The organism is Thalassotalea hakodatensis (genome assembly GCF_030295995.1).
In the GTDB taxonomy this organism is placed as follows: Bacteria; Pseudomonadota; Gammaproteobacteria; order Enterobacterales; family Alteromonadaceae; genus Thalassotalea_C; species Thalassotalea_C hakodatensis.
This window is the reverse complement of sequence record NZ_AP027365.1, coordinates 1,524,522-1,536,562: the sequence shown is the minus strand read 5'-3', so window position 1 is coordinate 1,536,562 and position 12,041 is coordinate 1,524,522. Positions and strand designations below refer to the sequence as shown.

General features: G+C 39.4%; 12 protein-coding genes. 1 reads left to right on the top strand and 11 read right to left on the bottom strand.

Annotated features, from left to right (window positions below; translation table 11 throughout):
- Positions 1-22 precede the first annotated feature (22 nt).
- From uppS to rpsB, 5 genes are all read right to left on the bottom strand, one after another.
- The gene (gene uppS, locus QUE72_RS06750; RefSeq protein WP_407704959.1) at positions 23-775 is read right to left on the bottom strand and encodes a polyprenyl diphosphate synthase; all 753 of its coding nucleotides are present in this window, start codon (positions 773-775) and stop codon (positions 23-25) included.
- Between the two features lie 77 nt (positions 776-852).
- A complete protein-coding gene (frr, locus tag QUE72_RS06745; RefSeq protein ID WP_074498432.1) occupies positions 853-1,410 on the bottom strand; it encodes a ribosome recycling factor in 558 nt (185 codons plus the stop codon).
- 24 nt (positions 1,411-1,434) lie between these two features.
- Positions 1,435-2,175: a UMP kinase gene (pyrH, locus tag QUE72_RS06740; protein WP_074498433.1), complete on the bottom strand. Its 741-nt coding sequence runs from the start codon at positions 2,173-2,175 to the stop codon at positions 1,435-1,437.
- A 154-nt stretch (positions 2,176-2,329) separates the two neighbouring features.
- The gene (gene tsf, locus QUE72_RS06735; RefSeq protein ID WP_286272335.1) at positions 2,330-3,163 is read right to left on the bottom strand and encodes a translation elongation factor Ts; all 834 of its coding nucleotides are present in this window, start codon (positions 3,161-3,163) and stop codon (positions 2,330-2,332) included.
- Positions 3,164-3,253: 90 nt separating this feature from the next.
- On the bottom strand, positions 3,254-3,982 hold the full coding sequence (gene rpsB, locus QUE72_RS06730; protein WP_074498435.1) for a 30S ribosomal protein S2: 729 nt from the start codon (positions 3,980-3,982) through the stop codon (positions 3,254-3,256).
- 332 nt (positions 3,983-4,314) lie between these two features.
- On the opposite strand from rpsB, the gene QUE72_RS06725 reads away from it, so the two are divergent.
- Complete coding sequence (locus tag QUE72_RS06725) at positions 4,315-4,920, top strand: thioredoxin domain-containing protein (protein ID WP_286272334.1); 606 nt, start codon at positions 4,315-4,317, stop codon at positions 4,918-4,920.
- An 80-nt stretch (positions 4,921-5,000) separates the two neighbouring features.
- On the opposite strand, the gene rpsO is transcribed toward QUE72_RS06725, so the two are convergent.
- The 6 genes from rpsO to rimP all read right to left on the bottom strand — a co-directional run bounded on the left by rpsO (position 5,001) and on the right by rimP (position 11,590).
- Positions 5,001-5,270, bottom strand: a complete 270-nt coding sequence (gene rpsO, locus QUE72_RS06720; protein WP_074498437.1) for a 30S ribosomal protein S15 — start codon at positions 5,268-5,270, stop codon at positions 5,001-5,003.
- 141 nt (positions 5,271-5,411) lie between these two features.
- Positions 5,412-6,359 carry a tRNA pseudouridine(55) synthase TruB gene (gene truB, locus QUE72_RS06715; RefSeq protein WP_286272333.1) on the bottom strand — a complete coding sequence of 316 codons (948 nt, stop codon included), beginning with the start codon at positions 6,357-6,359 and terminating at the stop codon, positions 5,412-5,414.
- The gene (rbfA, locus tag QUE72_RS06710) at positions 6,359-6,751 is read right to left on the bottom strand and encodes a 30S ribosome-binding factor RbfA (RefSeq protein WP_074498439.1); all 393 of its coding nucleotides are present in this window, start codon (positions 6,749-6,751) and stop codon (positions 6,359-6,361) included. Before rbfA ends, truB begins: the two co-directional genes overlap by 1 nt.
- Positions 6,752-6,914: 163 nt before the next feature.
- Positions 6,915-9,575: a translation initiation factor IF-2 gene (gene infB, locus QUE72_RS06705; RefSeq protein ID WP_074498440.1), complete on the bottom strand. Its 2,661-nt coding sequence runs from the start codon at positions 9,573-9,575 to the stop codon at positions 6,915-6,917.
- Positions 9,576-9,595: 20 nt separating this feature from the next.
- Entirely contained in the window at positions 9,596-11,089 is a 1,494-nt protein-coding gene (gene nusA / locus QUE72_RS06700) for a transcription termination factor NusA (RefSeq protein ID WP_074498441.1), read from the bottom strand.
- Between the two features lie 42 nt (positions 11,090-11,131).
- The gene (rimP, locus tag QUE72_RS06695) at positions 11,132-11,590 is read right to left on the bottom strand and encodes a ribosome maturation factor RimP (RefSeq protein ID WP_074498442.1); all 459 of its coding nucleotides are present in this window, start codon (positions 11,588-11,590) and stop codon (positions 11,132-11,134) included.
- Positions 11,591-12,041 lie beyond the last annotated feature (451 nt).

Below are 12,041 nucleotides of genomic sequence, written 5' to 3'. Positions count from 1 at the left end.
TTATATATGTAATTGTTGGTTGTTATCTGTTTTCCTTAACTTGGTCACCCGTTTGACCAAAGCGCCTTTCTCGGCCACTAAAGCTTGCTAAAGCTTCACAAAAAGCCTGTTCTTGAAAATCAGGCCATAAAATATCGGTAAAATAAAACTCGGCATATGCTGCTTGCCATAATAAGAAATTACTGATCCTGTAATCACCACCAGTTCTGATTAACAAATCAAGCTCCGGCAAGTCAGCTAAGCTGGTATATTGATCAATGCTTGACTCAGTGATGTCTTGCGCATCGATATTACCCTGCTGAACTTCAATGGCGAGTTTTTGAGCCGCTTGAGTGATATCCCAACGACCTCCATAATTTGCCGCCACCGACAATACCATGGCATCGTTCTTATGTGTTAGCTTTTCTGCTGCAGTAATTTTCTCTTGCAAAGAGGATGAAAATTTTGAGGTATCACCAATAACTTGGAAACGGATATTATTTTTATGTAGCTTCTTAACTTCACGCGTTAGCACTAACATAAATAAATCCATTAATACACCTACTTCTTGCTCCGGACGACGCCAATTTTCACTACTGAAAGCAAACAAGGTTAGCGCTTTCACGCCTTGTTTTCTCGCGGTAGAAACCACAGCACGAACCGATTCGACGCCATTTTTATGACCCACAACACGCGATTTACCACGTTGTTGCGCCCATCTACCATTGCCGTCCATGATGATGGCAACATGTTGGGGGGTAAGATCAATATTGTCAGCATTTAATGATTGTGACACAAAAACTCCATTGACAATCAACAAGATATAAAAAACGCCGCAGTGGTAGCTGCGACGTTATTACATACTTTTAAGCGTTAAATTTCCATTAACTCTGCTTCTTTATCAGCAAGAATTTCATCGACTTGCTTGATATAAATATCGGTAATTTTTTGCACTTCATCTTCTGACTGGTGCATTTCATCATCACTAATTTCTTTTTCTTTATTCAGTGTTTTAATGTCAGAATTTGCATCACGACGAATATTACGAATAGCAATTTTGCCGTTTTCACCTTCACCTTTTACCACTTTTACTAAATCTTTACGACGTTCTTCTGTCAGTGGCGGTAACGGGATTCGAATTAATGTGCCTTGCGATGAAGGATTCAATCCTAGATCAGAGGACATAATTGCTTTCTCTACTGCTGATATCATGCTTTTATCAAAAACAGTCACTGCAATAGTACGAGCATCAGGAACTGAAACATTACCCACTTGATTAAGCGGCGTATCAACACCATAATACTCAATAGTAATATTATCTAAAAGTGAAGCATGGGCACGGCCTGTTCTTACTTTATTTAAGCTATTTTTAAGTGAATCAATGCTTTTTTTCATGCGCTCTTGCGCATCTTGTTTGATTTCTTCAATCACGTTGATAATCCTTACGTTGTACAATTATGCTAAGTTTTCTGCATGATCTATGATGGTACCTTCTTCGTTCCCCATGATCACAGCTTTCAACGCACCTGGTTTATTCATGTTAAAAACACGTAAAGGCATACTATGGTCTCTAGCCAAAGTAAATGCCGCCAAGTCCATTACTTTTAATTCTTTTTCTAATACTTCCTGGTACGTTAAATGTTTATAGAGTTCAGCTTCAGGGTTTTTTACGGGATCATCAGAAAAGATACCATCAACTTTAGTTGCTTTTAAAACAACATCAGCTTCAATTTCTATGCCTCTAAGGCAGGCTGCAGAATCAGTTGTAAAGAACGGATTACCAGTACCTGCACTGAAAATAACGACCCGGCCAGACTTTAATAAACTGATGGCTTCAGCCCAGTTATACGTATCACATACCCCGGCTAAATCAATCGCTGACATCAAACGCGCATTAACAAACGCACGATGAAGCGCATCACGCATGGCTAAACCGTTCATGACTGTCGCTAACATACCCATTTGGTCACCAACTACGCGATTCATCCCTGCTTCTGCAAGGCCCGCACCGCGAAATAAATTTCCGCCACCAATAACAAGTCCAACTTGTATATCCATTTCAACAAGTTCTTTAATTTCTTGTGCCATACGATCCAATATTTTAGGATCGATACCGAATCCTTCATCGCCCATTAAGGCTTCACCACTGAGTTTTAATAGGATGCGACGATATGTTGGTTTAGGATTGGTGCTCATATAAAAAACATTCCTGTGTTGATGTAATGCTAATATAGCTGATAAAAAAATAGCCACGGTTTTATGACCGCGGCTATTTTAATACGTTTAGCGAACTATCGGAAGTCTAAATAATAAAAAGAGTGTTTTCACTCAATTATTAGCCAACTTTCGATTAAGATTTAGCCGCAGCAATTTGTGCTTCAACTTCAGCAGCAAAATCTTCTTCTTTTCTTTCAATACCTTCACCTACTTCTAAGCGAATGAATGAAGAAACAGAAACGCCTTTCTCTTTTAATACGTCGCCAACGGTACGCTTAGGTTCCATGATGAACGCTTGACCAGTAAGTGAGATTTCACCAGTAAACTTCTTCATACGGCCTGTAACCATCTTTTCAGCGATTTCAGCAGGCTTACCTTCGTTCATTGCGATGTCAATTTGAATTGCTTTTTCTTTCTCTACAACTTCAGCAGGTACATCTTCTGGGTTTACATACTCAGGCTTTGAAGCCGCAACATGCATTGCAACGTGTTTAAGTGATTCTGCATCACCTTCACCCGCTACAACAACACCAATTTTTGCGCCATGCTTATAAGAGGCAGAAGCACCATTAACATAAGCTACACGACGTACATTGATATTTTCACCAATTTTAGCAACAAGTGCGATACGCTTTTCTTCAAATTGTGCTTGTAGCTCTTCAATTGAAGGCTTAGACGCAGCAGCTGCAGCAACAACTTCATTAGCAAATGCTAAGAAGTTTTCATCTTTTGCAACAAAATCAGTTTGACAGTTAACTTCAACTAGAGCACCGTCTTTGATCATGATTTGCCCTTCAGCAGCGATGTTACCTGCTTTTTTAGCAGCTTTCGCTTGGCCTGATTTACGCATGTTTTCAATGGCTAAATCGATATCGCCGTCAGTTTCTTGTAAGGCTTTCTTACAATCCATCATACCAGCGCCAGTACGTTCACGTAATTCTTTAACTAGAGCAGCAGTAATTGCCATGAGTTAATTCCTCAAAATTCGAATAAGTTTTAACAGATTGCCACAACAGCATGACGCTATTATGGCAATCGACATGTGTTGAAAAGTGAATTATTCAGCTTCTACGAAACCGTCTTTTTCAGCTTGAACAGCGATGTTTTGCTCACGGCCTTCTAATACAGCATTAGCTGCAGAATCAGTGTAAAGCGTTACTGCACGAATGGCGTCGTCGTTACCAGGCACAATGTAATCGATACCGTCTGGGTTAGAGTTAGTATCAACAATTGAGATTACTGGAATACCTAGGTTGTTTGCTTCTTTAACAGCAATGTGCTCGTGGTCAGCATCAATCATGAAAATAGCGTCTGGTAAGCCGCCCATGTTTTTGATACCACCAAGGCTTTTCTCAAGCTTTTCCATTTCACGTGTACGCATTAATGCTTCTTTCTTAGTTAATGCTTCGAAAGTACCATCAGTGCTTTGTGATTCAAGATCTTTTAAACGCTTGATTGATTGACGAACTGTTTTCCAGTTAGTCAACATACCACCTAACCAACGGTGGTTAACGTAGAATTGGTCACACTTAATAGCAGCATCTTTAATTGCTTCACTTGCAGCACGCTTAGTACCAACAAATAATACTTTACCTTTTTTCGATGAAACACCAGATAAGAAAGATAAGGCTTCGTTGAACATAGGAACTGTTTGCTCTAAGTTGATAATATGAACTTTATCACGAGCACCAAAAATGTAAGATTTCATTTTTGGGTTCCAGTAGCGAGTTTTGTGACCGAAGTGAACACCTGCTTTAAGCATGTCACGCATTGATACGTTTGGCATAATATTTTCCTTTTGGGGTTAAGCGTTCATACACCCAATATATTCGACGCGAAAATCGCGCACCCCGATATATCTTTGCTAGATGTATGTGAGTTTAAGTAGTAGGCATTCATTATTGAATACCTCGTTATTGTAAAACCAACACAACAACAATTTACTTGTGTACTGTGTCAGTTTTAGCGGCGCACTTTATACCATAAAGTGGAATATTTGAACAGCACTTTTTATTTTCACTGCTGCATTATTCATTATTATAAAGAGATAACGGATGCATATTTACCCTATTCGCGATAAAATTAGTGTATTCTTACACTCAGGTTTTTAGTTTTACTATGTCCGCAGAAATTTTCTTTATTTATGACAGTCATTGCCCATGGAGCTATGCTGCCAGCCCTTTACTTGCCGAAATCGCAAAAGCCCGCAATGACATTACTATTCATACTTTACACTGTGCTTATTATCATGGTGATAACGCTGTAGATGCAGCAAAATTGAAAGACATAGAGTCATTATCAACCGTTACCTTTAGTGACGCATATAAACAACAATGTGAACAAAGACAAGATTCTACGTTAATAGCAAACTTAATGAGTTGGGTAGAACAAAAAGCACAAGGAAAAGCGCTGAATTTATTAGCTAACCTTCAAGAGCAACATTTTAAACATGGTAATGCACTTTCTTCAGAACAAGATGTTAAACCTACCATCGACACACTAAAATTATCTCCACCAGCAAAAAGCTTAAGAGCAAGCAAACTCTGTAAAGAAGCTGAGTATGCCATAGGTGATATCGATGAAATTCAACAAATTATTGGTACGCAAGCTATTCCTGCTTTGTTATTAGCAGTAGATGATGAGTTAATACTTTTAAATCACAACTTGTATATTGGCCAACCAAAGAAAATAGTTGATGCCATAGCAATAGAATTAGGCGAATAATACCTATTGATGTAATTTTTGATGTACATAAAAAAGTAAAAAAGGAGCCATTGGCTCCTTTTTTATCAAGTCAGCATCGATTAACGACGTAGACCTAATTTAGCGATTAATGCTGAATAACGTTCAACATTTTTGCCTTTTAAGTAATCAAGTAACTTACGACGTTGGCTAACCATGCGTAATAAACCACGACGAGAGTGGTGATCATGGATGTGCTCTTTGAAGTGACCTTGTAAGTGGTTGATTTGAGTTGTTAACAAAGCAACTTGAACTTCCGGTGAACCTGTATCACCTTCTTTTGTTGCGTATTCAGCAACGATAGCTGCTTTTTGCTCTACTGATAAAGACATAGTTTATACCTTAAATTAGTGTTTAAAAATCGCGTCAAGCCGAACACTAAACCAGCAAGACGTTCTAAAAGAGCGCGTATTCTACCAACAAACATTAATTTTGCAATATTTATTCGCACTAAGCCCTATTGCTAATAGCAGTTAAGTTGGCTCTACAACGGTAATTCGCTTTGGCGCAACTAAGCCATTATCATCAATAACACCAACACCAATAAATTCAGGTTCATTGTCATTATCAATATAAACTTGCACTACTCCATCACTTGGTGCATTTGCTGCTTGCACGGGATTTCCTCTTCTTAAAAAAGCTGCACTCATGTCATCAACAAATACTGAGGGTAAATCAACCACTGCTGTATTCATCGGTAATAATAATGGGTCAAGTAATGACGATGGTGAAATATCTTGCTCTTTAGCTTCTGCTAATAGTGTTTCAAGCTGCGTCAATGTAACCATTTTATCACGGGGATAACTGCCAACACTCACACGCCTAAGCGCGCTAACATGAGCACCACAACCTAACAATTCGCCTAAATCATCAACAATAGTACGAATATAAGTCCCTTTTGATACATGTATTTCTAGATCTACTTCACCATCTTCAATGCGTAATACTTCTAAATTAAACACTTCTATCTCACGTGACTCACGTGGTACTTCTATGCCTTCGCGTGCATATTTATAAAGAGGCTGACCTTGATATTTCAATGCTGAAAACATTGACGGTATTTGCTGCGTTTTGCCACGAAAGCTATCAAGTGCTGTTAAAATTTGTGTTTCACTGACATTAACTGGCTTTTCTGAAACAATATCGCCATCAATATCACTGGTTGTGGTTCTAACGCCAAGCTTTGCGGTCACTTGATAGGTTTTGTCTGTATCTAATAGAAACTGAGAAAACTTAGTCGCCTCTCCTAAACAAATCGGCAACATACCTGTTGCTAACGGATCAAGCGCACCTGTATGTCCAGCCTTCTGTGCAAAATAAATGTGTTTAACGTTTTGTAAGGCTTTATTCGATGAAATATCATAAGGCTTATCAAGTAATACAATACCGTTGACCGGCCTTCCTTTTCTTCTTTTTGCCATTACTCGTCATCACCTTTATGCTTTGACTTTCGCTGCTCATCGTCAGCAACAGCCTGATCAACAAGCGAAGACATACGCACACCTTCAACCATTGATTTGTCATATACAAAGCGTAATTCAGGCATAATTCTCGCTTTAATGCGTTTTGCTAATAAGCTCCGAATAAAACCCGATGCTTCATTTAGAAGTGCAATAGACTGCTCAGCATCTTGCCCTTCTAGTGTAAAAAATGTGACGTAAATTTTGGCATAGGCAAGATCACGAGTAACCTCAACTGCATTAACCGTTACCATACCCAAACGCGGATCTTTTACTTCACGTTGAATGATCATTGCCACTTCTTTTTGAATTTCCTGACCTACGCGATCAGTGCGTGAGAAATCTCTACTCATAGAAACCCCGATTCAATATAAACTCTTATGAAATCAAAACGGGGGCAAAGCCCCCATTTCATTATACTATTTTTCAACACCGTCAAAATCTAGTTGTGCGTTATTGTTCTCCCCCTTTATTTTAATTCAACTTAAAAATAAAGGGGAACAATATCATTAAACACTACAAGCTACGTTGTACTTCAACGATTTCAAATACTTCGATTTGATCGCCTACTTTAACGTCATTATAGTTCTTAACACCGATACCACACTCAGTACCTTTTCTCACTTCTTGTACGTCATCTTTAAAGCGTCTTAATGATTCAAGCTCACCTTCGTAAATCACAACGTTTTCACGAAGTACACGAATTGGATTATTACGCTTAATAAGACCTTCTGTCACCATACAACCAGCAATTGCACCAATTTTTGGAGATTTAAATACGTCACGTACTTCTGCAAGACCGATAATTTCTTGTTTAAATTCTGGTGCAAGTAAACCGCTCATTGCTTGTTTAACTTCATCAATTAAGTGATAAATTACACTGTAATAGCGTAAATCAACCCCTTCAGTTTCGATGACTTTACGCGCAGAAGCATCAGCACGTACGTTAAAACCAACAACAATCGCATTTGACGCAGCTGCTAATGAAGCGTCAGTTTCGGTAATACCACCAACGCCTGAACCAATGATTTTCACTTTCACTTCTGTTGTTGAAAGCTTAACTAACGCATCAGAAATCGCTTCAAGTGAACCTTGAACGTCAGATTTAAGTACCACGTTAACTTCAGAAACTTCACCTTCAGCCATGTCAGTAAACATGTTTTCAAGTTTCGCTTTTTGCTGACGTGCTAACTTAACATCACGGAATTTTCCTTGACGGTATAACGCAACTTCACGTGCTTTTTTCTCATCTTTAACAACAGTAGCTTCATCACCTGATTGCGGTACACCCGAAAGGCCTAAAATTTCCACCGGAATTGAAGGACCTGCTTCAGTAATTTGACGGCCTAGTTCATCACGCATTGCACGAACACGACCATACTCTAAACCACAAAGCACGATATCACCTTGTTTTAGCGTACCTTCTTGTACAAGAACGGTTGCAACTGGGCCACGACCTTTATCAAGCTTAGATTCAACAACCACACCGCTTGCCATTTTATCAACAACAGCCGTTAACTCTAAGACTTCTGACTGAAGCAATATTGAGTCTAGAAGCTCATCAATACCTAAACCTGTTTTAGCTGATACATGAACAAACTGTACATCACCACCCCAGTCTTCTGGGATAACATCATGTTGAGAAAGTTCAGTTTTCACACGGTCTGGATCTGCTGATTCTTTATCCATTTTATTCACAGCAATAACAATCGGCGCTTCGGCTGCTTTCGCATGCTGAATAGCTTCAATTGTTTGTGGCATAACACCATCATCGGCAGCAACAACAATAATAACAATATCAGTTGCTTTAGCACCACGAGAACGCATAGCCGTAAAGGCTGCGTGACCAGGGGTATCTAAAAAGGTGATCATGCCACCATCAGTTTCAACGTGGTATGCACCAATATGTTGTGTGATACCGCCCGCTTCGCCTGCTGCAACTTTTGCTTCACGAATGTGGTCAAGTAACGATGTTTTACCATGATCAACGTGACCCATAATGGTAACAACAGGTGCGCGAGTTTGTGCTTCACCTATGTCACCACGATCAGAAAGTACCGCTTCTTCTAGCGCATTCTCTTTCACGAGTACAACATCATGACCCATTTCTTCAGCAACTAGTGCTGCAGTCTCTTGGTCAATCACTTGGTTAATGGTTGCCATAGCGCCCATTTTGAACATTACTTTAACAACTTCTGCGCCTTTAACTGCCATTTTATTAGCAAGCTCGGCTACTGAAAGTGTTTCACCAATACGTACTTCTTTCGTTTTCGCTTCAACAGGTTTTTGAAAACCATGTTTTAAACTTTGCGGAGCAGATAAAGTTTTCTTCTTACCTTTGCCATGTGCTACAGGCTTATCATCTTTTTTCGCTTTTTTCTTCTTGCGACGACGACCCGTTTCTTCCTGAGCATCTACGGCATCTTCTGCTTCTTGCGCATAAACAGATGAAGTAACGTGAACAACATCATTTTCATGTTTTTTACGTTCTTCTTCTTCCGCTTTCCAGCGTGCTTCATTTTCTTCAGCTAGTTTACGTGCGGCTTCAGCTGCTGCTTTTGCTTCAGCCTCGGCTTTATCAGCAGCTTCTTTTTCAGCGGCTTCACGTAATTTACGTGCTTCTTCACTTTCAACAGGTGCTGCGGGTTTGACTTTTTCAATTTGCTCAGCTTTCGCTTTAGTCGCTTCCTTGGCTTTACGTTCAGCTTCGGCTTTCGCCTTTGCCTTCGCTTCAGCTTCGGCTTTCGCTCTTGCTTCTGCTTTCGCTTTTAATTCCGCTTCGGCTCTTGCTTTCGCTTCCGCTTCTTCTTTTGCTCTTGCTTCTGCTAACGCTTTTTCTTCAGCTTCTTTTTCAGCTTGAGCGTGTTGTTCTTCAACATCACTGCGCTTAACATAGGTACGCTTTTTACGCACTTCTACCTGTACTGACTTAGCTTTGCTTCCTGAGCCTAACACTAACGTAGATTTTTTCTTACGGTTTAGTGTCATTTTGCTTGGCTCAGCGCCTGTGTCGTCACCATGCTGTTTACGCAAGTGATCAAGTAATGATTCTTTCTCTTGTTGTGAAATTTCGTCAACCGACGCTTTTTCAATACCAATATCAGATAACTGGCTTACCAATCTTTCGACAGGTGCACCTATTTCTTTGGCAAGTTCTTCTACTGTTACAGATGCCATCTATATAGTTCTCCCGGCGATTATTCTTCGTTAAACCAACAAATATTACGAGCGGCCATAATTAGCTCGCCTGCTGTCTTTTCATCTAGCTCTTCAATATCAGAAATATCATCTACCCCTTGTTCTGCTAAATCTTCAAGCGTAATAACGCCTCGACTTGCGAAAACAAATGCTAGGTGACGATCTAACCCTTCAAGGTTAAGAAGATCTTCTGCTGGTTCTGCATTTTCTAATGATTCTTCACTTGCTAAAGCTTGTGTGGTTAATGCGGCTTTAGCGCGGTCTCTTAACTCTTCAACAATTTCTTCGTTCATGCCGTCTATTTCTAATAACTCAGACGTTGGAACATAGGCAACTTCTTCAAGAGATGTAAAACCTTCTTCAGCTAATAACGTGGCAAAATCTTCATCAATATCTAATTTCTCAGTGAATAGATTTAACACTTTATCGTTTTCAGCTTGGTGCTTCTCGTTCATATCGTCAACAGTCATCACATTGAGTTCCCAACCAGTTAAGTTGCTCGCTAAACGTACATTTTGACCATTACGACCAATTGCCATTGCTAAATTACCTTCTTCAACAGCAATATCCATTGTGCGTTTGTCTTCATCAACAATGATCGACGCCACTTCTGCAGGTGCCATTGCGTTGATAACAAACTGAGCAGGGTTATCGTCAAATAAAACGATATCTACACGCTCCCCACCTAATTCCCCAGAAACCGCTTGAACTCGAGATCCTCGCATACCAACACAAGCACCAACAGGATCAATTCGCTTATCATTTGACTTAACAGCGATTTTTGCACGTGAACCTGGATCACGAGCTGCACCACGAATTTCCAGCATTTCTTCACCGATTTCAGGCACTTCAACACGGAATAATTCAATTAGCATTTCTGGTTTCGTACGTGAAACAAATAATTGTGCGCCACGCGCTTCTGGCTTAATTGCATATAATAAGCCTCGAACACGGTCTCCCGGACGAAATACTTCACGCGGTAATAAGTCATCACGGTAAATGACCGCTTCAGCATTATTACCTAGATCAAGAATGACACTGTCACGGTTCGCTTTTTTAACAACCCCTGTTATTAACTCACCAACTTGATCTTGATATGAATCAACAATCAAAGCACGCTCAGCTTCACGTACCTTTTGAACAATAACTTGCTTTGCAGTTTGTGTAGTAATACGGTCGAATGTAATTGACTCGATCTGTTCTTCAACGTAGTCGCCTAGTTGAATTTCGGGTTCATCATACTGGGCTGCAGATAAGCTCATTTCAGCGTATGGATTTTCCGCTTCTTGATTATCTTCAATTACCAACCAGCGTCTAAACGTATCAAATTCACCCGATTTACGATCGATAGCAACTCGAACAACAATATCACCTTCATATTTTTTCTTCGTTGCAGTTTCTAGCGCAGTTTCCATTGCCTCAAAAATGCTCTCACGAGGTAATGCTTTTTCATTAGAAACGGCATCTACAACTAGTAATACTTCCTTACTCATGCTTTTTAGCCTATATGTTAATCGTTATCGTTTAAATTGTTGTTAATCAAATCGCGGCACTAAGTTACCTTTATCAATATTACTATAGATAATGTCATAACTCTCACCGTCTACTACAACAACCAAAGTGTCATTCTCAATTTTTTCCAATATGCCTTTGAATTTTCTGCGTCCGTTTAGTGGCATATTTAACTTAATATTTACGGTTTCACCGACTATCGCTTGATAATGAGCCAATGAAAATAATGGACGATCAAGGCCTGGAGAAGAAACCTCAAGGCTATATTCAGTGCTAATTGGATCTTCTACATCTAATATAGCGCCAACTGAATGACTGACTTCCGCACAATCATCAACAACAATGCCATTTTCGTGATCAATGAACACACGAAGTACAGAGTGTTTCCCTGCACTTACAAACTCAACTCCCAGAAGCTCTTTGCCTACTGCTTCTACTGCTGGGCGTAACATTTCTGTTAAGTTGTCTTCAAATTTAGCCAATCAACTTCTCCAATTTCTTTTCATCCAGATATAAAAAAAGGGCTTAAAGCCCAGCGATAAATCATGCTGTATTATATCTTACAACAGATATAAAAAAACCCCATATAGGGGCCATATTCACCGAAGCCCGCTATTGTTAACACTACGGTTAACTAACATATCAATAACGACAATGGATAACGCCATTATTCGCCTTCAGTGATTGATATGTCAAAAAGACGGACAGATTATATAGATATAGCGATGGTTTCGCAAGTGACTTATCAGCTAAACTACGATAAAACGCTATTATCCTAAAGAAGAGAAATTGATTTTATGCAATCTAAGGTACACAATAAGAATTAGTGGAATAAATTAATGGAATTACAATGCGTTAGTATTGTTAAGTTTTTCGTGTTATAACGATGAACATAATAATAATTTTTCAGCTAACCAGTTGTCTTTTACAAAG